The organism is Streptomyces sp. NPDC005728 (assembly GCF_040630895.1).
Taxonomy (GTDB): domain Bacteria; phylum Actinomycetota; class Actinomycetes; order Streptomycetales; family Streptomycetaceae; genus Streptomyces.
Genome location: NZ_JBEXYL010000003.1, coordinates 235,185 through 258,495, shown reverse-complemented (window position 1 = coordinate 258,495; position 23,311 = coordinate 235,185). Strand labels below are relative to the sequence as shown.

General features: G+C 71.0%; 19 protein-coding genes, 1 tRNA gene and 1 pseudogene. 9 read left to right on the top strand and 12 right to left on the bottom strand.

Annotated features, from left to right (window positions below; genetic code table 11):
- Positions 1-27: 27 nt before the first annotated feature.
- The 3 genes from ABZ471_RS04370 (at position 28) to ABZ471_RS04360 (ending at position 3,401) form a co-directional block, all read left to right on the top strand.
- Positions 28-1,056, top strand: a complete 1,029-nt coding sequence (locus ABZ471_RS04370) for a P1 family peptidase (RefSeq protein WP_359062241.1) — start codon at positions 28-30, stop codon at positions 1,054-1,056.
- A gap of 220 nt (positions 1,057-1,276) precedes the next feature.
- Positions 1,277-2,497, top strand: coding sequence for an Ig-like domain-containing protein (locus ABZ471_RS04365; RefSeq protein WP_359062239.1), 1,221 nt, complete (start codon positions 1,277-1,279; stop codon positions 2,495-2,497).
- 157 nt (positions 2,498-2,654) lie between these two features.
- Positions 2,655-3,401 carry a DUF6227 family protein gene (locus tag ABZ471_RS04360; protein WP_359062237.1) on the top strand — a complete coding sequence of 249 codons (747 nt, stop codon included), beginning with the start codon at positions 2,655-2,657 and terminating at the stop codon, positions 3,399-3,401.
- A gap of 29 nt (positions 3,402-3,430) precedes the next feature.
- Here ABZ471_RS04360 and ABZ471_RS04355 read toward each other — a convergent pair whose 3' ends face one another.
- The 5 genes from ABZ471_RS04355 to ABZ471_RS04335 form a co-directional block, all read right to left on the bottom strand.
- Positions 3,431-3,685, bottom strand: a complete 255-nt coding sequence (locus ABZ471_RS04355) for a hypothetical protein (RefSeq protein ID WP_359062235.1) — start codon at positions 3,683-3,685, stop codon at positions 3,431-3,433.
- Between the two features lie 111 nt (positions 3,686-3,796).
- The gene (locus tag ABZ471_RS04350; protein WP_359062233.1) at positions 3,797-6,061 is read right to left on the bottom strand and encodes a fructose-specific PTS transporter subunit EIIC; all 2,265 of its coding nucleotides are present in this window, start codon (positions 6,059-6,061) and stop codon (positions 3,797-3,799) included.
- Between the two features lie 247 nt (positions 6,062-6,308).
- Positions 6,309-7,256 (bottom strand): 1-phosphofructokinase, encoded by a 948-nt coding sequence (gene pfkB, locus ABZ471_RS04345; RefSeq protein WP_359062231.1) that lies wholly within the window; start codon positions 7,254-7,256, stop codon positions 6,309-6,311.
- Entirely contained in the window at positions 7,253-8,014 is a 762-nt protein-coding gene (locus tag ABZ471_RS04340) for a DeoR/GlpR family DNA-binding transcription regulator (protein ID WP_359062229.1), read from the bottom strand. The genes pfkB and ABZ471_RS04340 overlap by 4 nt, the downstream gene beginning before the upstream one ends.
- Before the next feature lie 231 nt (positions 8,015-8,245).
- A complete protein-coding gene (locus ABZ471_RS04335; protein WP_359062227.1) occupies positions 8,246-9,772 on the bottom strand; it encodes an MFS transporter in 1,527 nt (508 codons plus the stop codon).
- 62 nt (positions 9,773-9,834) lie between these two features.
- On the opposite strand from ABZ471_RS04335, the gene ABZ471_RS04330 reads away from it, so the two are divergent.
- The gene (locus tag ABZ471_RS04330; RefSeq protein WP_359062225.1) at positions 9,835-10,809 is read left to right on the top strand and encodes a YafY family protein; all 975 of its coding nucleotides are present in this window, start codon (positions 9,835-9,837) and stop codon (positions 10,807-10,809) included.
- 269 nt (positions 10,810-11,078) lie between these two features.
- On the opposite strand, the gene ABZ471_RS04325 is transcribed toward ABZ471_RS04330, so the two are convergent.
- Together ABZ471_RS04325 and ABZ471_RS04320 are read right to left on the bottom strand one after the other, a co-directional pair.
- Positions 11,079-11,762 carry a TetR family transcriptional regulator gene (locus ABZ471_RS04325; protein ID WP_359062283.1) on the bottom strand — a complete coding sequence of 228 codons (684 nt, stop codon included), beginning with the start codon at positions 11,760-11,762 and terminating at the stop codon, positions 11,079-11,081.
- A gap of 788 nt (positions 11,763-12,550) precedes the next feature.
- Positions 12,551-13,549, bottom strand: a complete 999-nt coding sequence (locus ABZ471_RS04320) for a sigma-70 family RNA polymerase sigma factor (protein WP_359062223.1) — start codon at positions 13,547-13,549, stop codon at positions 12,551-12,553.
- A gap of 191 nt (positions 13,550-13,740) precedes the next feature.
- On the opposite strand from ABZ471_RS04320, the gene ABZ471_RS04315 reads away from it, so the two are divergent.
- The gene (locus tag ABZ471_RS04315; RefSeq protein ID WP_359062281.1) at positions 13,741-14,259 is read left to right on the top strand and encodes an N-acetyltransferase family protein; all 519 of its coding nucleotides are present in this window, start codon (positions 13,741-13,743) and stop codon (positions 14,257-14,259) included.
- A gap of 88 nt (positions 14,260-14,347) precedes the next feature.
- On the opposite strand, the gene ABZ471_RS04310 is transcribed toward ABZ471_RS04315, so the two are convergent.
- On the bottom strand, positions 14,348-15,139 hold the full coding sequence (locus tag ABZ471_RS04310) for a class III extradiol ring-cleavage dioxygenase (protein ID WP_359062221.1): 792 nt from the start codon (positions 15,137-15,139) through the stop codon (positions 14,348-14,350).
- 119 nt (positions 15,140-15,258) lie between these two features.
- Here ABZ471_RS04310 and ABZ471_RS04305 point away from each other — a divergent pair, with 119 nt between their 5' ends.
- Complete coding sequence (locus ABZ471_RS04305) at positions 15,259-15,768, top strand: MarR family transcriptional regulator (protein ID WP_359062219.1); 510 nt, start codon at positions 15,259-15,261, stop codon at positions 15,766-15,768.
- A 16-nt stretch (positions 15,769-15,784) separates the two neighbouring features.
- Here the strand turns inward: ABZ471_RS04305 and ABZ471_RS04300 are convergent, their stop codons facing one another.
- Complete coding sequence (locus tag ABZ471_RS04300) at positions 15,785-17,326, bottom strand: MFS transporter (RefSeq protein WP_359062217.1); 1,542 nt, start codon at positions 17,324-17,326, stop codon at positions 15,785-15,787.
- A 166-nt stretch (positions 17,327-17,492) separates the two neighbouring features.
- The gene (locus ABZ471_RS04295) at positions 17,493-18,134 is read right to left on the bottom strand and encodes a helix-turn-helix domain-containing protein (protein ID WP_359062215.1); all 642 of its coding nucleotides are present in this window, start codon (positions 18,132-18,134) and stop codon (positions 17,493-17,495) included.
- Between the two features lie 428 nt (positions 18,135-18,562).
- On the opposite strand from ABZ471_RS04295, the gene ABZ471_RS04290 reads away from it, so the two are divergent.
- From ABZ471_RS04290 to ABZ471_RS04280, 3 genes are all read left to right on the top strand, one after another.
- Positions 18,563-19,882, top strand: coding sequence for a M6 family metalloprotease domain-containing protein (locus ABZ471_RS04290; protein WP_359062213.1), 1,320 nt, complete (start codon positions 18,563-18,565; stop codon positions 19,880-19,882).
- An 87-nt stretch (positions 19,883-19,969) separates the two neighbouring features.
- Positions 19,970-21,601: an IclR family transcriptional regulator C-terminal domain-containing protein gene (locus ABZ471_RS04285; protein ID WP_359062211.1), complete on the top strand. Its 1,632-nt coding sequence runs from the start codon at positions 19,970-19,972 to the stop codon at positions 21,599-21,601.
- Between the two features lie 64 nt (positions 21,602-21,665).
- Positions 21,666-21,741: transfer RNA gene (locus tag ABZ471_RS04280), tRNA-Arg, on the top strand.
- Between the two features lie 70 nt (positions 21,742-21,811).
- Here ABZ471_RS04280 and ABZ471_RS04275 read toward each other — a convergent pair.
- Positions 21,812-21,981, bottom strand: a pseudogene (locus tag ABZ471_RS04275) (site-specific integrase); the annotation flags it as partial.
- A 321-nt stretch (positions 21,982-22,302) separates the two neighbouring features.
- Positions 22,303-22,947 (bottom strand): LysE family translocator, encoded by a 645-nt coding sequence (locus ABZ471_RS04270; RefSeq protein WP_359062209.1) that lies wholly within the window; start codon positions 22,945-22,947, stop codon positions 22,303-22,305.
- Positions 22,948-23,311 lie beyond the last annotated feature (364 nt).

Below are 23,311 nucleotides of genomic sequence, written 5' to 3'. Positions count from 1 at the left end.
GTCCTACGGGTGGGCAAGACTGGCCCCATGACAGTTGACGCATTGACGGATGTCGCCGGGCTCCGGGTGGGACACGCCACCCTCAGCGGGGACGGCTGGCTCACCGGCACCACGGTCGTCCTCGCGCCCGAGGGCGGCGCCGCCGCTGCCGTGGACGTGCGCGGGGGCGGGCCCGGCACCAAGGAGACCGATGCCCTCGACCCGCGCAACGTGGTGCAGAGGGTCGACGCCGTCGTGCTGACCGGAGGCAGCGCGTACGGGCTCGACGCGGCATCCGGGGTCATGGCCTGGCTCGAGGAGCGGGGGCGCGGGGTGCCGGTCGGGACGGAGCCGACCCACGTCGTGCCGGTGGTCCCCGCCGCGTGCGTCTTCGACCTGGGGCGGGGCGGGAACTTCCACGCCCGCCCGGACGCGGCGACAGGGCGCGCGGCGGTCGAGGCGGCCGCGGCGAGCACGCAGGGGGCGCGGGTGCCGGAGGGGTGCGTGGGTGCTGGTACCGGCACCGTGGCGGGAGGAATCAAGGGCGGGGTGGGGACTGCGAGCACGGTCCTCGACTCGGGAGTCACCGTGGCCGCGCTCGTCGTCGTGAATGCCGCGGGGGCCGTCGTGGATCCCGAAACGGGCGTGCTGTACGGGGAGTTGTTCCAGGGGCGCGTGGAGTATCCGGAGGCGCGTGTGCACGAGGCCGCACGCCGACGACTCGACGCGGCTGCTTCGAGGAACTCGCCCCCGCCGCTGAACACGACGCTCGCGGTGGTCGCGACCGACGCGGACCTCACCAAGGCGCAGGCACAAAAGGTGGCGGGCACAGCGCACGACGGCATCGCGCGCGCCGTGCGGCCGGTGCACCTTCTGCACGACGGTGACACGGTGTTCGCGCTGGCGACCGGCGCGCGCCCGCTCGGCAGCGAGCACCCCTTGGCGCTCAACGACATCCTCGCGGCCGCCGCGGACCTCGTGACGCGCGCGATCGTACGTGCCGTGCACGCCGCCGAGTCGGTCGACGGGCCGGGGGGAGTGTGGCCGTCGTACGGGGAGTTGTACGGGAAGCGATAGGTACGGGGCCGGGTGGAAGGCGGGGCGCTCTGCCTGTGTGCGCACGGCGCCCGGAAGGGGCGCGCGCCTGCCCGGACGCGAGCCCTGGGGGTTCGGATTGTCGCGGTTCTGTCACGTGATGGCGTTCACGAAGGCTGGAGGGAACCCTCCCCGGCACCAGGGCCCTCTTTCATCACGCACTGGAACGGATCACGCGCATCACACGAACTTGGAGCAGCCCGTGACAACGCCGGACATTACAGCGCGGCGCGCACTGGGGGCCTGTGCCGCCCTGATGGTCGGCGCCCTCACCCTGACCGCTTGCGGCGGCAGCGCCAACGCGACGAACGACGACGGCAAGGGCGGCAAGGACTCGCCCAAGACGTCGGCGGCGAAGATAGTGATCTCGGCCAAGGACGGTTCGACCGGCGCGTCCATCAACGCGACCGGCGTGAAGGTCAGCGACGGCAAGCTGACGGACGTGAAGATGGCCGTGGCGGGGTCGGGTCAGGCGGTGCAGGGGGCCGTATCGGCGGACGGCAGCAGCTGGAAGCCGAAGCAGCAGCTGGAACGCGGCACCAAGTACGAGATCAACGTGACTGCGAAGGACGCGGGCGGGCGTACAGCGGCGGCCAACTCCATCTTCACCACCGTCACCTCGGCGAACAGCTTCATCGGTACCTACACGCCCGACAACGGCTCGACGGTCGGAGTCGGCATGCCGGTGTCGTTCACCTTCGACAAGTCCATCACCGACAAGAAGACCGTGCAGTCGCACATCACGGTCAACTCCAGCAGCGGGCAGCAGGTGGTCGGACACTGGTTCGGGGACCGGCGACTGGACTTCCGGCCGCAGGACTACTGGAAGGCCGGCTCCAAGGTCACGATGAAGATCGACCTGGACGGGGTGCAGGGCGCGAACGGCGCGTACGGCGTACAGAAGAAGACGGTGACCTTCACCGTCGGGCGCTCGCAGGTCTCCACTGTCGACGCCAACACGCAGACCATGACGGTGGTGCGGGACGGCAAGACGATCAAGTCGGTGCCGATCTCCGCGGGCAGCCCGCAGCACACCACGTACAACGGGCAGATGGTGATCTCCGAGAAGTTCGTGCAGACCCGCATGAACGGCTCGACGGTCGGCTTCGGCGGGGAGTACGACATCCCGGACGTGCCGCACGCGATGCGACTGACTTCGTCCGGCACGTTCATCCATGGCAACTACTGGTACAACAAGGGCAACCCGCCCTTCGGCCGGCAGGGCACCAGCCACGGCTGCGTCGGCCTGGCGGACGTGCAGGGTGCGCAGGGCGACACGATGGCCAAGTGGTTCTACGACAGCACGCTCATCGGGGACGTCGTGATCGTGAAGAACTCTCCGGACACGACGGTGGCCCCCGACAACGGGCTCAACGGCTGGAACATGTCGTGGAGCGCCTGGTCCGCCGGAAGTGCTGTCTGACCGGCCGCTTTTGACGGAATGTGGAGCCGCGCGGGAACTTCTCGCGCGGTCTTCACGTTTTCCCGGCAGACGTTTTCTCGGTTCCCGGACATGATGTCCGACCGAGGGGCTACGGTATGCACCCACTAGGTGACATGCAGCAACGCCGGGAGAAGCCTTGAGCGTTCCGTACGAGACGGCAGCGTACGAACCAGCCGAGTCGCCCGAGTCTCCGGAGGAGCATCTCGCGCGACTCCTCGGCCGTGCCCTGAACTCCTTCGAGCTGCCCGACGACGTGATACGGCGGATCGACTGCGCGCTGGCGCACGACAGTTCCCTGCACTCCGCCCACCACAGTGCGGGGCTGCACCGCGAGACGTACCGGCACACCTGGCTGCTGACCGACGGCTCAGCGGTGACCCTGTGGGAGCTCGTTCACAACCCCGCACCGGGTGGTGACGCGCAGCACGAGGTGTACGTCGACGAGGAGGAGCTGCACACCGCCACCGCGCGGCTCGCGCTGCCGTCGGACACGCCGGACTTCGAACTGCCGGTACTGATGCAGCTGTCCGCGATTCCCGAGCCCCGACACGTGTATCTCCCGGACGACTCAGCGGATCACGCGCGCCGACTGCTGCGCCGGGCGGAGAACCCCGACCATCCGGGCGCGGCGATGGCGGCGCTGCTGGCGACGGCATCCGCGCACGAGATCACCCAGGCGTTCGGGCGGCCCGGACGAGCCGGTCGGGCGGGGCTGAGCTTCGCGCTGTACGAGCACGCGTTCCTGTTGCCGGACGGCCGGGAGGTCTCCCTGTGGGAGGTCGAGCACACGGCCACACCCGACGGGCGGCACATGTGCGAGGTCTACACGACGGAGGACGAAGCCCGGCACGCCATGGAGCGGCGCGCGGCGCGGCAGGCCTAGCTCGGGCGGGGCTTCGGCGCTCTCGCCCGTCAGCGGCCGTCGAGTCGTCGCACCAGGCCCGTGAAGGCGTCCTGTTCCGCCGGGGTCAGTTCGACAGACTCCTGCGGGGGGCCGACCTGGCGCTGGTGCGGGAGGGCCGGCAGAGCGGCGGCGGCATGCCATTCGACAGCGGCCTCGACGCGGGAGCGGCGCAGCAGGCGCATCACGACGACGGCCCAAGCGAGGCCCGCCACGGTGAGGACGGCCATGCCGATCAGCTGAAGGAGCGAGACGTGCTCAGGCATGCGCCCCAGTAGACACCACGGTCCGGGACTTTGGCCCCGGACCGTGACGTATCTCGCAGGTGCCGTGAACAACTCACAGCTCACCAAAGGGACAAGAGGCGGCGGCACCCGTCAGGCGGCCACCGGCTGCTTCGTCTCCTTCGTCCCGGTGGCCGCACCAGCGGCGGGGCCGGCGGCCGTGGTTTCCGGGGTCTGCTTGCGCATGCCCTTGAGGAGGACGACCAGGGCTGTGGTGACGCACACGCCGGCCGCGATGGCGATCAGGTAGAGGAACGGGTTGCCGATCAGCGGGACCACGAAGATGCCTCCGTGCGGGGCGCGCAGGGTGGCACCGAAGCCCATCGAGAGGGCGCCGGTGATCGCGCCGCCCACCATGGCGGACGGGATGACCCGCAGCGGATCCGCCGCGGCGAACGGGATGGCGCCCTCGGAGATGAAGGAGGCGCCCAGCACCCAGGCAGCCTTGCCGTTCTCGCGCTCGGTCTGTGTGAAGAGCCTCCCGCGGACCGTCGTCGCCAGGGCCATGGCCAGCGGCGGGACCATGCCGGCCGCCATGACCGCAGCCATGATCTTCATCGCGGAGTCGCTCGGGCTGGCGACCGCGATGCCGGCCGTGGCGAAGGTGTAGGCCACCTTGTTGACCGGACCGCCCAGGTCGAAGCACATCATCAGGCCGAGCAGGGCGCCGAGCAGGATGGCGTTGCTGCCGGTGAGGCCGTTGAGCCAGTCGGTCATGCCCTTCTGGGCGGAGGCGATGGGCTTGCCGATCACGACGAACATCAGGAAGCCGACGATCGCCGACGAGATCAGCGGGATCACCACCACCGGCATGATCCCGCGCAACGCCGCCGGGATGTTGACCTTCTGGATCGCCATCACCACACCACCGGCGATGAGACCGGCCGCGAGGCCGCCCAGGAACCCGGCGTTGATCGTGAACGCGATCGCGCCACCGACGAAGCCGGGGACCAGGCCTGGCCTGTCGGCCATGCCGTAGGCGATGTAGCCGGCCAGGACCGGGATGAGGAAGTTGAAGGACACCAGGCCGATCTGGAACAGCAGCGCGCCCCAGCTGCCGGTCTGGGTCCATACGAAGTGCTCCATGACCGACGGCGCCTTGTTGACCCTCCAGCCGCCGATCGCGAAACCGAGGGCGATCAGGAGGCCGCCGGCGGCGACGAACGGAACCATGTAGCTCACGCCGGACATCAACCACTTGCGGAGCTTGGTGCCGTAGCCCTCGGCGGAGTCGCCCGTGCGCTCGACCGGCGTGCCGCCGGACGCGGACGCCGGCGCGCTGATCTCGCCGCGCGCCGCCTTCCCGCGGACCTCCGCGATGAGATCGGCGGGGCGGTTGATGCCCGCCTTCACACCGACGTCGACCGTCGGCTTGCCCGCGAAGCGGTCCTTGTCGCGTACGGGGACGTCGTGCGCGAAGATCACGCCGTCCGCAGCCGAGATCACCGCCGGGTCGAGCCGGGTGAAACCGGCCGAGCCCTGCGTCTCGACGCTCAGCTCGACGCCCGCCTCGCGGCCCGCGTTCTCCAGCGACTCGGCGGCCATGTAGGTGTGGGCGATACCGGTCGGGCAAGAGGTGACGGCGACGACACGGAAGGGGCGTTCGCCGGAGCCGGAGCCGGCGTCCGCGTCGGATCCCGAGTCGGCGCCGGGGTGCGCGGTGGTTGCCTGCGCCGTGGCGCTCGCGCCTGGCGCGTGCGCCGTACTGCCCGCTGCGGCGTCGGCGGAGGCCGCCCCCGGCGCCGCAGCGGTGTCTTCGGAGGCGCCCACGGCGCCCTGGACAGCGCTCGAAGTTCCCTGCGCGCCCCCGGCGTCGGCGCCAGCTCCGGCGCCCGCCGCGCCACCCGCGCCCTCAGCAGCGCCCTCACCTGCGCCCACTGCGCCCTCCGCGCCCTCCGCCGACGGCGCCTTCTCCGACTCCTCCCCGCGGATCAACGCCGCTGCCGTCCCCGCGTCGGCCGCCGACCGCAAGGCGTCCGTGAACTCGGTGTTCATCAGCTGCCGGGCGAGCGACGAAAGGATCGTCAGGTGGGCGTCGTCGGCGCCGGCCGGGGCCGCGATCAGGAAGATCAGGTCGGCGGGACCGTCCGCCGCGCCGAAGTCGATGCCGGCGGCGCTGCGGCCGAAGGCGAGCGTCGGCTCGGTGACGTGGGGGCTGCGGCAGTGCGGGATGCCGATGCCGCCGTCGAGGCCGGTCGGCATCTGGGCCTCTCGGGCGGCCACATCGGCGAGGAAGCCCTCCAGGTCGGTCACCCGGCCCTGGGCCACCATGCGCTCGGCGAGGGCGCGCGCCGCTGCTTCCTTGGAGTCGGCGGACAGGTCGAGGTCGACCAGGTCCGCGGTGATCATGTCGCTCATCGCGGGCTCCTATGCACGCGTATCGCCCGGGGAGTGGGGTGGGCGGGGGTGGGGACGGGGGTGCCGTGGGGGGAGTCGGCGGGTTGGGCGGAGGCGGGGCCGGGGAGACCCCGCCTCCTGGGGGCGGCAGAGCGGCTCAGGGTGCCCTGCCGACCCGCGGACGCGACGAGTAACGGGGAGCCTCGCCGCTTCATGGCCGATGGTCGGAGCGGGACCGACCGCCTGGCCGTAGGGATGTGGACGACGTTCATGACACCGGCTCCGTCAGTTCGCGGTCGACCGGGACGTCGGCCGTGACCGTCACCGCGGCCGGGTCCAGGTCGGCGGGGGTCGGCATCTCACTGCCCGGAAGCTGGACGGCGGCGGCGCCGTGGGCGACGGCGGAGGCGAGGGCGTCCGGGCCGCTGCCGCCGGCGATCAGGAAGCCCGCGAGGGAGGAGTCGCCGGCGCCCACGTTGCTGCGCACGGTGTCGACGCTCGCGCTGCCGAACCAGGCGCCGTCGTCGTCCACGAGCAGCTGCCCGTCGGCGCCCAGGCTCGCGAGCACGGCGCGCGCGCCCATCGCGCGCAACTCCTCGGCCGCCTTCACCGCGTCGCCCACGGTCGCCAGGGGGCGCCCGACCGCTTCCGCGAGCTCCTCGGCGTTCGGCTTCACCACGTCGGGCCGCGCGCGCAGCGCCTCAAGGAGCGCACGCCCCGAGGTGTCCAGGGCAATACGTGCGCCCCCGGCGTGCGCCCGCGTGACGACGTCGGCGTACCACGAGGGCGCGAGCCCCTGAGGCAGGCTCCCGCAGCACGCGATCCATTCGGCATGCCCGGACTGTTCGTGGACGGTCTCCAGGAGGAGTTCCTGTTCGGCCGGCGACAGCTCCGGGCCCGGAGCGTTGATCTTCGTGAGCACCCCGTCCGCCTCCGCGAGAGCGATGTTGGAGCGGGTGGCACCGGCGACCGGGACCGGCGCGACCTCGATGCCCTGCGCGTCGAGCAGATCGGCAACGAGCGCCCCCGGCGCACCACCCAGGGGCAGCACGGCAACCGTGCGCCGTCCGGCGGCTGCGACGGCGCGCGAGACGTTCACACCCTTGCCGCCGGGGTCCATGCGCTCGGTCTCGGCCCTGATGACCTCGCCGCGCTTCAGCTTCTGGACCTCGTAGGTGCGGTCGAGGGACGGGTTGGGGGTGACGGTGAGGATCATGCGCGCACTACTTCCGTGCCACCGCGCTCGATCGCGGCGGCGTCTTCGGGGCTCAGCCCGCTGTCGGTGATCAGCAGGTCCACGTCGCTCAGGTCGCCGAAGCGGGCGAAGTGCTCCTGGCAGTGCTTGGACGAGTCGGCGAGGAGGACGACTCGGCGGGCGGCGGCGACGGCCGCGCGCTTGACCGCGGCCTCGGCCAGGTCGGGGGTGGTCAGACCGTGCTCGGCGGAGAATCCGTTGGCGGCGACGAACAGGACGTCGGCGCGGATCTCGGCGTACGCGCGGAGCGCCCAGGCGTCCACGGCGGCGCGCGTGCGGTGCCGTACGCGCCCCCCGACCAGGTGGAGCTGGATGCCCGGGTGGTCGGCCAGGCGGGCGGCGATCGGCAGGCTGTGTGTGACGACAGTGAGGGAGGCCTCCAGGGGGATGGCCGCGGCCATCCGGGCCACCGTCGTGCCGGCGTCGAGGACCATCGTGCCTTCGGTGGGCAGTTCGGCGAGGGCGGCCTTGGCGATGCGGTCCTTCTCGTCGGCGGCGGTGGACTCGCGTTCGGTGAGGTCCGGTTCGAAGTCGAGGCGGCCGACCGGGATGGCGCCGCCGTGCACCCGGCGGACGAGGCCGGCGCGGTCGAGGGCCTTCAGATCCCGACGGATCGTTTCCGCAGTGACCTGGAACTCCTCGGCCAGTGACAGCACGTCCACCCGGCCGCCGTCACGGGCGATCCGGAGGATCTCCTGCTGCCGCTCCGGTGCGTACATGTCCCTTCGCCTCCGAGTCATTTCTCGCTCATGCCCGAACGTGTGGTTTCGCTTGGAGGCTACGCTCGGATTTCCGGAAAGTAAACAGGTTCGGACTCGAAACGGGCATGAACGGACTGCGTAGCTCGCCCCTGCGGGCAGGCATGCAGAAGGCCCGGTACCACCAGGTACCGGGCCTTTCCTCAGCAGGGCTCAGCAGCAGGGCTCAGCGGCAGTGCTCGCCGGCTGCGCTCAGTGCACCAGCTCGCGCTCCTCGTCCTCCATGGAGAGCTGCTCACCGGCGCCCTCGCCGCCGCCTTCCAGGTGCTGGGCCGACCGCTTCGGCAGGGCGAACATCAGGAGGAAGATCACGCCCATCACTCCGGCCACCCACCACAGGGCGTGCTGGAAGCCGTTCACGAAGGCGGGGCCCACCTGGGCGGGGGTCAGCCGGTCGCCGATCACACCGAAGAACACCACCGAGACCAGCCCGAGGCCGAGCGCGTTGCCCATCTGCTGCACGGTGTTGATCAGGCCGGACGCCGAGCCGGCGTGCTCCTGCGGCACCCCCGAGAGCACCGCGTCCGTCAGCGGGGCGACGATCAGGCCCATGCCGACCCCCATCACGACGAGCGGGAGGGCCATCTGCCAGGAGGCGATGCCGAGGCCGTAGCGGTGGGATTCCCAGAGGTAGACGAGGACGCCCGCCGCCATCACCAGCGCGCCCGCCTGGAGCACCTTGCGGCCGAAGCGCGGGACCAGCTTCTGCACGGACATGCCGGCCGCCGTCGAGACCGCGAGGGAGAACGGCACGCCGGTCAGGCCGGCCCGCAGCGGCCTCCACCCCAGCCCCACCTGCATGTACAGCGTCCAGACCAGGAAGAAGATACCGAGCGCGACACCGAAGACGGTCTGTACGGCGATGCCGGCGGCGAAGCTCTTCACGCGGAACAGCGACAGCTCGATCAGCGGGGAGCCGTCCCGGACCGCCTTGCGCCGCTCGTACGCCACCAGCGCCGCGAAGACGACGAGCGCGCCGGCCATCGACACGTACCCCCACAGCGGCCAGCCCAGCTCACGGCCGCGGGTGAGCGGGTAGAGCAGCATCAGCAGGCCCAGCGTCACCAGCGCGACACCGACGAGGTCCAGCTTCAGCGCCTTCGGCGCGCGGGACTCGGTGATGTAGCGGCGGCCGAGGAGGAAGGCGGCGATGCCGACGGGGAGGTTGATCAGGAAGATCGGGCGCCATTCGAGCCCGAACAGGTTCCACTCCGTCAGCAGGGCACCGAGCAGCGGGCCGGAGACCGCGCCCAGGCCGACGACCGCGCCGAAGAGGCCGAAGACCTTGCCGCGCTCGTGGGCGGGGAAGGTGGCGTGCACGATCGACAGGACCTGCGGAACCATCATCGCCGCCATGCCGCCCTGAAGGAAGCGGGAGGCGACCAGCATCTCCGGGTTCGCGGCGAAGCCGCACAGGGCGGAGGCCAGGGTGAAGCCGCCGACGCCGATGAGGAACATCCGGCGGCGGCCGTGGATGTCGCCGAGCCGGCCGCCCGTGATCAGGCCGGCGGCGAAGGCCAGGGCGTATCCCGCGGTTATCCACTGGATCTGGCTGAAGGAGGCGCCCTCGTGCTGCTTGATCGAGGGGATCGCGATGTTGACGATCGTGACGTCGACGAGGTCCATGAAGGCCGCGGTCATCACGATCGCGAGCGCGAACCAGCGGCGGCGGTCGCCTGGGTCCTGCTGAGTGCTGAGGGTCTGTTCCGTGGAGGTCATGCGTCCACGCTAGAACCCCATTAGGTCAGATCGTGTCCTATTTCTGCGGCATGCTCGAAGGTATGACGACGGACACTCCGGCTCGGCTCCTTCAGCTGCTCTCCCTCCTCCAGACACCGCGCGAGTGGCCCGGTGGCGAGCTGTCCGACCGGCTCGGGGTGTCCCGCCGTACCGTGCGGCGGGACATCGACCGGCTGCGGGAGCTGGGCTATCCCGTGCAGGCCACGAAGGGCGCCGACGGCGGGTACCGGCTGGTCGCGGGGAAGGCCATGCCACCGCTGGTCCTCGACGACGAGGAGGCGGTGGCGATCGCGGTCGGGCTGCGGGCCGGGGCCGGGCACGCGGTGGAGGGGGTGGACGAGGCGTCGGTGCGGGCGCTCGCGAAGCTGGAGCAGGTGCTGCCGGCGCGGTTGCGGCACCGGGTGTCGACGCTTCAGGCTGCGACGACGGCGCTGACCAGTGGGGACGGGGCGAGTATCGCGCCGGAGACGCTGACCGTGATGGCGTCGACGGTGGCGGGGCGGGAGCGGCTGCGGTTCGCCTACCGGGACAAGGACGGCAGTGAGTCGCGGCGGCTGACCGAGCCGCATCGGCTGGTCTCGACGGGACAGCGGTGGTACCTCGTCGCGTACGACCTCGGGCGCGAGGACTGGCGGACGTTCCGGGTGGACCGGGTACGGGAGCCGTTCGCAACCGGTGTGCGGTTCGCTCCGCGTGAGCTGCCGGCGGGGAGTGCGGCGGAGTATCTGCGGCGGTCGATTCGGCGGCGGCGGCAGGAGACGTACGAGTTCGAGGTGCGGTTCGCCGGGTCGGTGGAGGTGGTGTCCGCCGAGGTGCCGGGGTGGGTGGGGGTGCCGGAGGCGGACGGGGCGGGTGGGTGCGTGTTGCGGGGGAGCAGCGGGGAGGCGGTGGAGTGGCTGGCGGTGCGGTTGGCGATGGTGGGGTGTGAGTTTGAGGTTCGGGGGCCGGGTGAGCTGGTGGAGTGTGTACGGGAGTTGGGTGGGCGGTTGAGTCGGGCGGGGGCGCGGGGCGTGTAGGCGGGGTTCGGGTGCGTGGTGCTGGGGCTGGGGCTGAGCGGGGGTCGGCTTCAGGTGCCCGGCGCTGTGGCTGGGCCGAGGTCGGCTTCAGGCGCCCAGTGCTGCGGCTGGGCGGGGGTGGGTTTCGCCTGCCCACGCTGGCGGGGTGCCGCTGGGCCCACCCGGGCCGCCCCAAGCGGCACGACTGCCCGCAGCTCCGTACGTCAGCCGCTGCCCGGTCGGCACCACCCCAGCTACGTACGCCGCGTAGGGCCAGCCGGATCGCCTTCCTACTCCCCTTCGCCCTCTCCCGCTCCCGCTCCCGCTCCCGCTCCCGCTCCCGCTCCCCACTCGAACCCCCGCAGGGCTTCCAGGTTGTGCAGGGCAAGGGCCGCTGGGCCGTTGGGGCCTGTGGGTGGAGAGGTGGTGGTGGACCAGGATTCGACGGCTACGCGGATGGCGGCGCCGGCCACCGCCGCTGCGAAGCGGAGAAGTGGGGGGACGGGCGGGGGCATCGACGGGTCGTGGGCAACGTTGTCTTCCGCGGCGGCGGCCCGGGGTTCGCCTGCGGGCTGCGGCAAGCGCTCCGCCAGGACCCGTGCCAGCTCTCCCTCCGAGGCCTGGCAGACCTCCGCCCAGACCTTGCGCAGGGCGGGGCTCGCGTCGGCCAGGTGGATGAGGGTGCGGACCCACTCCCAGGACGCCGCCGAGACGCCGACGCCGGGAGTGAGGGTGTGCTGGACCGCGTGGCTCAGGGCTTCCGGGACGGTGAGCGTGGGCGGGGCCTCGCGGACCGCTTGGGTCCAGCGCTGGGCGCCGGCCGCGTAGAGGGGGGCCACGGCCTCCTCCTTGGAGGCGAAGTAGCGGTAGAACGTGCGCGGGGCGATGCCCGCCGCCTGGGCGATGTCCTCGGCGCGGGTGGCGCGCAGGCCCTGGCGGACGAAGAGGGCGGCTGCAGCGCGGGCGATCTCCATGCGGGTCTCCGCCTTGCGGCGTTCGGTGAGGGACGCCGGAGAGGAGGCGGAAACTGGCTGGTGGGCGGTGTTGCCGGTGGTGCTGGGGGTGCTCACCTCGGCAGGCTATGCCGATGTGGCAGAATCTGCCATCCGGCGGGCCACCCCGGGGTTCAGGTACGGGGTGGCCCGCCGCTTCAGCGTGAGGCCGCCCAGCCACCAGCAGAAAGCAAAAAGCCGGGCTCCGGCGCCTGGGGGGGGTAGGCGCCGAAGCCCGGCTCGGGGAAGGTCCCGCCGCCGGGGGGGGGTGGCGTCGGGACGTGGCTCATAACGTGGGTCGGATCACTCACTGGCGAGTCGGATCAGGTGTTGACCGAACAGGGTGCCGGCTGAACCAGGTCTCGGCCGAACGGCGGAGCGTATGTCAGCCGGTCGGTTACCGACCGGCCGGATGGGTCACACCGAGCAAGCAGTACTTCCACGGTGGGTACTACCGCGGGCGGTCCTACCGCTCAGCCGTACCGAGTCCTCGTGCAGCCAGGTCGTGCGACGTGCTCGTCGTGCCAGGTGTGGGGTGTCTGCGAAGGGTGGGAGTGCGGGCCCGGGGCCCCAACTCCTGGGCCCTGAAGGGTTGTTCCCTCGAACCCCGGAGTTGAAGCGGCGGTAGTGCGCCATGTTTGCGCCGTCTTTCGCCACTGGGCGTACGCGGTCGTACACGGCTGTACGCACTCGTACGCGCACGTACACGATCCGCTCCGCCCCTGTCCTCTTCGATCCACTCCGGTCCGATCCACTCCGGTCCGGTCCGCTTACGCCGCCGCGTCGAAGCCGGTGCCCCGCGCCAGCTTCTTCAGTTCGAGCAGCGCGTGCTTCTCGATCTGCCGGATGCGCTCGCGCGTCAGACCGTGCTCCTTGCCGACCTCCGTCAGGGTGCGCTCGCGGCCGTCCTCGATGCCGTACCGCATCTTGATGATGGAGGCCGTGCGCTGGTCCAGGCGGCCGATGAGGTCGTCCAGCTCCTCACTGCGGAGCAGCGTCAGCACCGACTGCTCCGGCGACACCGCCGAGGTGTCCTCCAGGAGGTCGCCGAACTGCGTCTCCCCCTCGTCGTCCACCGACATGTTCAGCGACACCGGGTCACGGGCCCAGTCGAGCACGTCGATCACGCGATCCGGCGTCGAGCCCAGCTCGGCGGCGATCTCCGCGGGCTCCGGGTCGCGCCCGTGCTCGCGGTTGAACTCCCGCTGCACACGGCGGATGCGGCCCAGCTCCTCCACGAGGTGGACGGGAAGCCGGATCGTGCGGGACTGGTCGGCGATGGAGCGGGTGATGGCCTGGCGGATCCACCAGGTGGCGTACGTCGAGAACTTGAAGCCCTTGCGGTAGTCGAACTTCTCGACGGCGCGCACCAGACCGGCGTTGCCCTCCTGGACGAGGTCGAGGAGCGGCAGACCGGCGCGCGGGTAGCGCCGGGCCACGGCCACGACCAGGCGGAGGTTGGAGCGGATGAAGACGTCCTTGGCCCGCTCGCCGGCGGCGACCAGGGCCTCCAGCTCCTCGCGCGTGGCGTCCGTCTTGGACTCCTCCTCGCCGTCGAGGACCTGCCGCGCGAACACACCCGCCTCGATGGTCTGGGACAGCTCGACTTCCTTGGCGGCGTCGAGCAGCGGCGTACGCGCGATCTCGTCGAGGTACATGCCGACCAGGTCACGGTCGGCGATCTCGCCGCCGTGGACGCGAACACTGCTTGCCGAGTCGGCCGTCTCGCCAGTGGCGGACTTACGACGGGCGACGGCACGGGTTGCCATGCGTGCTCCCTTGCGATGGTGGGCTGGCGGGTGGTCCTAACGAACGCTCGGCTTCCCGAGGACTGTCTCTGGGACTCTCCTCGAGTGCCCTGCATCCGTGGGAAACAACGACTGGAATCCGGACAGAATTCCCAACCCGCGCCCCTATTTTTCTGATCATGCAGTACCCTGTCCGCCACATGGGAGGCGTGATGTCGTCCGCACATACAGAGGTGCAGGTCAGGCCAGGAGTCGAGGCAGATCTCGATGCCCTCACGGCCCTCTACAACCACTACGTACGTGAGACGCCCATCACGTTCGACACGGCGGTCTTCACTGCGGAAGAGCGCCGCCCTTGGCTGCTCTCCCACCCGGAAGACGGCCCGTACCGCCTCATGGTTGCCACGGACAGGGACTCTCAGCAGATTCTGGGGTACGTCACATCCAGCCCTTACCGGCCGAAGCCCGCGTACGCGACATCCGTGGAGACTTCGGTGTACGTGGCCCCGGACGCCGGCCGCCGCGGGATCGGCACCCTGCTCTACGACGCCCTCTTCAAGGCCCTGGCCGAGGAGGACGTGCACCGCGCCTACGCCGGCATCGCCCAGCCCAACGAGGCCTCCGAGCAGCTGCACGCACGCTTCGGCTTCCGGCACGTCGGCACCTATCGCGAAGTCGGGCGCAAGTTCGGCCGTTACTGGGACGTGGCCTGGTACGAGAAGGACCTCTAGCCCATGGACGGCCCACGAACAGCCCACGAACCAGGGCGAACAGCGCACGAACCAGGGCGTCGGATCGCCCACGAACCAGGGCGTCTGATCAGCCGAACTGCACCGACCGCTTCGCCAGGCCCATCCAGAACCCGTCGATCACCGCCTTCTGCGTATCCAGCTCACCGCCCGCCTCCGCCGCGCCCATGGTGACGAAGAGCGGGGCGAAGTGTTCGGTGCGCGGGTGGGCGTAGCGGCCGGCCGGGGCCTTGTGGAGGAAGTCCAGCAGGGCGTCCCAGTCGCGGGCCTCCAGGGCGCGCCGGCCCCAGTCGTCGAACTCGGAGGACCAGCCGGGCACGCCGCCGCCTGCGTGGCGCAGCGCGGCCAGGTTGTGGGTGAAGAAGCCGGAGCCGACGAGCAGCACGCCCTCGTCGCGCAGCGGGGCGAGCTTGCGGCCGATGTCCATCAGACGGACCGGGTCCAGGGTGGGCAGGGAGATCTGGAGGACGGGGATATCGGCGGCCGGGAACATCTCGACCAGGGGGACGTAGGCACCGTGGTCGAGGCCGCGGTCGGGGATGTCCTGGACGGGGATGCCGGGGGCGCGCAGCAGCTTGCGGACGGACTCGGCCAGCTCGGGCGCGCCGGGGGCGGCGTACCGGACCTGGTAGTAGTGCTCGGGGAAGCCCCAGAAGTCGTGGACGAGCGGGACGGTCTCGGTGGCGCCGAGGGCGAGGGGGGCCTCCTCCCAGTGGGCGGAGACCATGAGGATCGCCTTGGGGCGGGGCAGGTCGGCGGACCAGGCGGCGAGCTGGCCGGGCCAGACCGGGTCGTCGGCGAGTGGCGGGGCGCCATGGCTGAGGTACAGGGCGGGCATGCGCTCCTGGGTGGCGGCGGACACGACGGCGGCTCCCATAGGCTCGTTGCTTGATGCTCATTGCTTTAACTCTCAAGCTTTACTTGGGCAGATTACGCCCAGCTTGTTCAAGTTTCAAGGAGATGCCTCGTACAGTGGGACACATGAACACGGCACCGGACTCCGCGGGCGGGCACCGCTGGCTCACCGACGAGGAGCAGCGCGTCTGGCGCTCCTACATGCACGCCACCACCCTGCTGGAGGACCACCTCGACCGGCAGCTGCAGCGCGATGCGGGCATGCCGCACATCTACTACGGCCTGCTCGTCAGCCTCGCCGAGGCCCCGCGCCGCCGGCTGCGGATGACCGAGCTGGCGATGCAGTCGAAGATCACCCGCTCCCGGCTGTCGCACGCGATCGCGCGCCTGGAGAAGAACGGGTGGGTCCACCGCGAGAACTGCCCCTCCGACAAGCGCGGCCAGCTCGCGGTGCTCACCGACGAGGGCGCCGAGGTGCTGCGCCGGACCGCGCCGGGCCATGTGACCGCCGTACGCCAGGCCCTGTTCGAGCGGCTGAACCCGGAACAGCAGAAGGCCCTCGGCGAGATCATGGAGATCGTCGCCGAGGGCCTCCAGCCCAACGAAGCGGGTGCGGACCTGCCCTGGCTCCGCTAAATCACCGTACGGGCGCTCAGTGGGCGACCACCGGCACCGGCACCTCGTCCTCGACGCCCTCTCCGGAGATCACGGGGGTGGTGGGGTCCGGGCGCCCGGCGTTGACGAAGGTGAAGGCGATCAGCGAGGCCAGCGCCAGGATGCCCACGGCGAACCAGATCGCCGCGCTGTAGCCGTGCACCAGGCCCTGCAGCTGGACCAGCTGCTGCTGCGGCTTGGAGGCCGCACCGGCGATGTGGTCCTTGACGTACGACGTCGTCGCGGAGGCGGCGATCGTGTTCAGCAGGGCGGTGCCGATCGCGCCGCCCACCTGCTGCGAGGTGTTGACCATCGCGGAGGCGACACCGGCGTCCCGGGGCTCGACGCCCTGGGTGGCCAGGGACATGGCCGGCATGAACGCCGTACCCATACCGAGGCCGAGCAGCAGCATCGCGGGCAGCAGCAGGGCGGCGTACGAGGAGTCGACCTCCAGCTGCGTCAGCAGCAGCATGCCGAGACCGGCGACCAGGAAGCCGGGGCCCATCAGCAGCCGGGCCGGGACGCGGGTCATCAGCCGGGTGCCGATCTGGGTGGAGCCTGTGATCATGCCCGCGATCATCGGCAGGAACGCGAAGCCGGTCTTGACCGGGGAGTAGCCCTTCACGATCTGCAGGTAGTAGGTCAGGAAGAGGAACAGACCGAACATGCCGATGATCGCGAGACCGAGGGAGAGGTAGATCCCGCCGCGGTTGCGGTCGGTGACCACGCGCAGCGGCAGCAGCGGAGCCTTGACCTTGGCCTCGACCAGCACGAAGGCGAGGAGCAGTACCGCGGACCCCACGAAGAGGGAGACGGTCAGGGTGTCACCCCAGCCGTCGGACTCGGCGCGGGTGAAGCCGTAGACGAGGGCGACCAGGCCGAGGGTGGACAGGATCACGCCCGGGACGTCGAGCGGGGAGCGGTTGCGGCCGCCCTCCGGCTCACGGATGACGAAGTAGGCGCCGAGCGCGGCGACGACGGCGAACGGGATGTTCACGAAGAAGGTCCAGCGCCAGTCCAGGTACTCGGTGAGGAAGCCGCCGAGGATCAGGCCGACGGCACCGCCGCCACCGGCGATGGCGCCGTAGATACCGAACGCCTTGGCGCGCTCCTTGGCGTCCGTGAACATCACGGCGAGCAGGGACAGCGCGGCCGGGGCGAGCAGGGCACCGAAGACGCCCTGGAGGGCGCGGGCGCCGAACATCATCGCGCCGGAGGTGGCAGCGCCGCCGAGCGCGGAGGCGGCGGCGAAGCCGGTCAGGCCGAGGACGAATGCGCGCTTGCGGCCCCACAGGTCGGCGATGCGACCACCGAAGAGCAGCAGGCCGCCGAAGGCGAGGGCGTAGGCGGTGACGACCCATTGCCGGTTGCCGTCGGATATGCCGAGGTCCTGCTGGGCGGAGGGCAGGGCGATGTTCACGATGGTGGCGTCGAGGACGACCATCAGCTGGGCGAGCGCGATGAAGACGAGCGCTTTCCAGCGGTTGGCGTCACCGCTCGGTGCGGCGGCGCCGGGAGCCTTGAGGGCTGTTTCGGACATGGGGTTACCCACTTCGGTACTTCGTGACGGAAAAACGAACGGAAAAGCGAAGGAAAAATGATCAGAAAACGGAAAACTCTCGGACGAGCTGGAGTGACGGCTCGTCGTGGCCGGCGGCCGGGTGCTGGTGGGATGGGAGACCGGTTTCGCGTCCCGAACTAATCGCTCAGGACCGGCGCAGCTCCTCGATGGTCATGGCCGCGCCCGGAAGGGCGGAGCGGGCCGGGGCCCGCAACCCGTCCAGGAACAGCTGCAGATGACGGTGGACGAAGCGGTCGCTGCTCAGGCAGTCGGTGCCGGCCGGCGGCCGGCTGAGCTGGGACACGACGATCAGCAGGTCGCCGACGCCCACGTCGGGGCGGAGCTGGCCCGCGCCCCTGGCCCGGCCCATGATCTCCTCGACGAGCTGTTCGAGGCGTTCCCGCGATGCTTCCAGGTCGGGGTGGTTCTGGTCGAAGGTGCTGGAGACCATCGGGCACAGCGCGCTGATCCGCTCGTCGGCGGCGGCGTGCACGAAGCGCTCCAGGGCGGCGAAGGCGTCCCCGGTCTCCGCGAGGGACTGCTCGGCCGCTTCGGCCGTACGGTCCACGACGGAGCAGACGACCTCGCGGACGAGGGCGTCGCGGTCCGGGAAGTTGCGGTACACCGTGGCGTTGCCGACGCCTGCCCGTCGGGCGATCTCGTCGAGCGGCACGTCCGCGCCGTGCTCGACGAACATCTCCCGGGCGGCGGTGACGATCCGCTCCCGGTTGCGCAGGGCGTCGGCCCGGGGCCGGGGTGCCTTGCGCGTGAGGGTGGCGGTCTGCACGGCGTACTCCCTGTGTCAGTGAGGACGATCTGGGTCGGTGGGTGATCTGAGTCGCTGAGCGATCCGGGGAACGAGTCCCCGTTTCACTCGGACACCCTTCTAAACGGGGAGAGGTTCCCCGGTTATTTCCCGCCACCGAAAAGAATTCCTGTGACGCGGCTCACAGTTGGCGGGGGCGCCGCACTCGGCGAGCACCCACCACGCCCAGCAGGCACACGCAACGCCCAGCAGGCACACGCAACGCCCAGCAGGCACACGCACCCGACGGGATCGCACTTTCACACCCGACGTGCACGCTTCATACCCGCTCGCTTCGAAATGTCCCACGATCGGTCTCCTCCAGCGCGCACCCTCCGCCCTCCCGACACAGGGTGATCGCAAGGGTGCAGCCGGAGATCGGCGGCTGCCGTGGAGCGGAAGGTCCATGCATGCAGCCGCACTCGCCCCGCCGCCGCATACACCCGCGCCGCACACGCCCACGCCGTATACGCCCGCGCCACATACGCCCGCGCCGCGTGGCCGCCCTCGCCACGGTGACCGTCCTGACCCTCGCGGTCAGCACCTCGGCCGGGACCGGGCATCTGGCGGCGCCCACCACCGCCGGGCCCATAGGTCTGGCCCGCTCCCCCCTCCTCGCGCCCTGCATGATCCGGGGCGGCCCGACCGTACAGATGACGGAGGGCATCCCCACCCCGGCCGGTTACTCCCGCTCCACCGGCACGGTCCACGCCCTGACCCTGATGGTCGACTTCTCCGACGCGCCCGGGCAGGGCAGCGCGCTCGACCGCTTCCACGAGTTCTTCCCGCAGACCCAGGAGTGGTTCGACAGGGCGTCGTACGGCCGTCTCGACTATCACCCCGAGGCCCCCATCACCACCTGGCTGCGGATGCCGAAGTCCTTCAAGGCCTACGGGATAGAGCGCGGCGCCCCTTTCGACCCCGGCTACCGGCAGCTGGTGCAGGACATCGTGGCCACCGCCGATCCCAAGGTGGACTTCCGCTCGTACGACCTGCTGAACGTGCTGGTCAGCCCGAACGCCGGCCCCTCCGCCCTGGACACGGTGCTGTCCGTGACCTTCGCCGGCAACTCCGACGCCCCGGTCGCCGACGGCGTCCCCGTCGCCAACGCGTCCTTCGTCTACTCCCGCCAGGACGACGGCTCCGGCTCCTACTCCAGCACCGGCTACCGGGTGCTGCCGCACGAGAACGGCCACACCTTCGGCCTGCCCGACCTCTACACCCAGGAGGGCGGGAGCGCGGTCGGGCACTGGGACATCATGAGCGAGGACTGGGGGGCCAACAACGACGTGCTCGGCTGGCACAAGTGGAAGCTGGGCTGGCTGGACGGCACCCAGGTCGCCTGCGCGGCGGTCCGGGGCAGCGCCGAGTACACGCTGACGCCGCTGTACCGGGCGGGCGGCGGGAAGCTGGTCCTCGTACCGGTCGACGCGCGCACCGCGTACGCACTGGAGCTGCGCGCACCGGGCGGCAACGACGAGGCGGTGTGCAAACCGGGCGTCCTCATCTACAAGGTCGACGCCACGGTGGACACCGGACGCGGCCCGGTCACGGTCTACGACGCCCACCGCAACAGCGGCGGCTGCACCCGCAGCCCCAACGTCCAGGCGGAACTCTCCGACGCCCCCTTCACCTCCGGCGAGACCTTCAAGGACCCGCGCCACGGCATCACGATCCACATGAGCGAGGCCGATGCCGGGAACTACAAGGTGCGGGTGACGCGAAGCTAGCCGGGGCAGGCGGCCGACCGGCGACGGACGGACCACCGGACGGGCGGGTCTACCGTGGGCGTGCCCGGATGCCGTATCGGAGAGTCGATGCCCGCGAACACCGCACTTGATGCCGAGACCCGCGCCAAGGCCGGTGCCGAGGCCGGGCCGCCCGCCGAGGCGGTCGCGCCGCTGATCCGCGGGACAGCCGTCCTGCGGCGGCTGACCGAGGCCGGCGGCACGCTGAGCCCGAGCGCGCTGGAGCGGTCCACCGGGCTCGCCCGGTCCACGGTCGACCGGATCGCCGCCACCCTGGCCCGCATGGGGTACGTCCGTCTCGACGGCCGGGACGTCATCCTCACCCCTCGCGTGATGGAGCTGGGCAACGCCTACCTGGCCGCCCTGCGCCTGCCCGCGCTGCTCGACGCGCGCGCCGACGCCCTCGCCGACGAGCTGGACGAGTCCGTGTCGCTCGCGGTCGCCGACCTGGACGGCATCCGCTTCATCCACCAGGCCACGCGGCGGCGGGCGATGTCCGTGAGCTTCCGCATCGGCGACCTGCTCCCGGCCGAACGCACCGCGCCCGGAACGCTGTTCGCGACCGAGTGGACGCAGGCGGACTGGCAGCGGTGGCGGGCCCGGCGTGCCGAGGACCCCGCGGACGCCTCCTTCCCCGCCGTACCGCCCCGGTCCGAGTCCCCCGCGGACGACTTCGGACAGCGGGCGCAGCAGGCCGCCCGGGACGGCTGGGCGCTGGACGACCAGTTGATCGAGCCGGGCCTGGTCGCGGTGTCCGTGCCGGTACGGGAACCGGGCACGGGCCGTCTCGCCTGCGCGGTGAGCGTGGTCAGCCACACCAGCCGCCACTCGGCGGCCGGCCTGCGCACCTCCCTGCTCCCCCGGCTGCGAACGGCGGTGGCGGCGATGGAGGCCGACCTGCGCGAGGCACCACCGCCGCAGCCCGGCCCGGCACCCTCGGGGCTGGCGATCTGGACGACGGCGTCCAAGCACGAGCTGGGCCGGGAGTTCGTCGAGTCCCTGGCCCGTGGCCTGACCGTGCTGACCGTGTTCGGCGAGGGCCGCTCGGCGCTGTCCCTGACCGAGGTGGCCCGGGCGACCGGCCTGTCCCGCGCCACGGCCCGCCGGGCCCTGATCACCTACGAGCACCTGCGCCTGGTGGCCGCGGGCCCCGATCACACCTTCACCCTCACGCCCCGCGTCCTGGACCTGGGCTTCCCGCCGCTGTCCCGCACCACGCTCCCCCGCCTCGCCGAGCCCCATCTGCGGGACCTCGCCGGCCGGCTGCACGAGCCGACGGCACTGGCGGTGCCGGCGCCGGGCGCCGAGGCGGAGATCCGGTACACGGCCGGGGCGGGCGCGAGCCGGGTGCTGACCGTGGACATCCCGGTGGGCGCGCGGCTGCCGGCCGCCTCGACGTCCCTGGGCCGCGTGCTCCTCGCGGACGCCGCCGGGCCGCTGCCTCCCGCACTGGCCGAGGTCCGCGCGCAGGGCTACGCCCTGGCCGACGAGGAACTGGAGTCGGGGCTGCGGTCGATCGCCGTACCGGTACGGGACCGGGCGGGCCGGGCGGTCGCCGCGGTGTGCGTGGCCACCCACCCGGCCCGCCGCACCCTGGAGGACTGCGTCCACGACCTGCTGCCCGCCCTCCGCGAGACGGCCGACCGCATCCGGACGGACCTGCACACCGCGTCCCGTTTCACCCGGGTGGCCCTCACCTGAGCCCGGTTCCTCCGCCCATCCCGCGGCCGCTCCCTGATCCGGTACTCTGTGGACCGAGTGCCACGCCTTCGTAGCTCAGGGGATAGAGCACCGCTCTCCTAAAGCGGGTGTCGCAGGTTCGAATCCTGCCGGGGGCACCAGGCAAAAGGCCACCTACCAGTCTTGGTAGGTGGCCTTTGACATCCACTTCTGAGACATCAACGCGAGCGGTCACCCACGATCGGGACGCTTCTTCCGAAGCAACCGGTCCATGTGGCTCATGGCCTCTCGCGCTGGGTGTCCTGCACGACGTGCGTGTAGACATCCATGGTGATGCTGATCCGGGAGTGCCCGAGGATCTCCGTCACGACGCGGGGCGCGACCCCGGCCGCCGTCAGGAGGCCTGGATGGCAACGGCCCTCACGCACGGAGCCACGACGGCAAGCGCCTCATCCCAGCGGGACAGGACTTTCCCTACTTCATCAAGGCCCGTGCAAGCGGGTAACGGCCGACGTCATCCGCGGGCACAAGACGATGCCTCCGGGCAGGGGATCGGCCGACACCGGGGGCATCGGGGCGCCGTCGCCGACTGCAAGGCCAGAATTCATCCTTGCCCAGCGAAGCCCACCACTTGTCACCACCTACGTGCATCCACGGGTGCCATCAACGTCCCCGTGTCGGTGGTCACAGCAGGACCGGTGTCACAGGCACGCGGGCCTGGCTCAGTTGGAGACAGGAGTGCGGGACAGGGCGGTGCGCAGCGCGAAGGTGCCGAGCAAGCCGCCTGCCGTGAACCGCTGGGCGGTCATGGCACGGGGCCGGGCGGCCAGAAACCCCGACACCCGTGCTGCGCCCAGCATGACCAGAGCGTTCACGGAGATCCCCACGATGATCTGCACACCACCGAGCTGGAGCAGTTGTCCCCAGGCCGGACCTGCCTGCGGGTCCAGGAACTGGGGCAGTAGGGCGGCGTACATAAGAGCGATCTTGGGGTTGAGCAGGTTGGTCAGCAGCCCCATCGAGAACAGGCGGGCGTCAGAGACCGGAGGCAGGTCCTGGGCCGGGGCGAAGGGCGACCGGCCGCCGGGCTTGAGCATGCCCCAGGCGAGGTAGGCCAGGTAGGCGGCCCCGGCAAGCTTGACCACCGTGAACGCCACCGGCACGGCGGCGAACAACGCGGACAGGCCCGCAGCCGCGGCCAGCAGATAGCACACGAATCCCACGGCGGTCCCACTCAGGCTGACCAGGCCCGCCCTGCGGCCTTGGGTGATCGCGCGGGAGGCGAGGTGGATCATGTTCGGTCCCGGAGTCAGGGCCATGCCCAGTTCGACCAGGGCCACTCCTCCGACTGCGGCCAGAGTGATCACCGGTCAACCTCCTGGTCGTTCCTCGGGTATCTGGTACCCGGAGTGGGGAGTCGCCCGGCTGCAACGGACGGCTGCGACGCATCAGCAGCGCCTGCCTCGCCCACTGCACGATACGGCCTTGCCGCTCGGTATCTCCGTGCACCCCCGACCCCGTTCCTGCTGCGGAGCCGTCAGGCGTTGTTGTGGATCTCGTACTTCTTGCCGTCGAACATGCAGTCGCCGGTATAGACCTTGAAAGAAATCCAGTGCTTTTCCGGCAGGTTGTGCGCGCCGCCGACCGCAGCGGAGGCGTCGCGGCAGGGAGAATCCCGTGATCGCGTCCGACGGCACGATCACGGTGCGGGCCACCGTGCCGCCGGTCTAC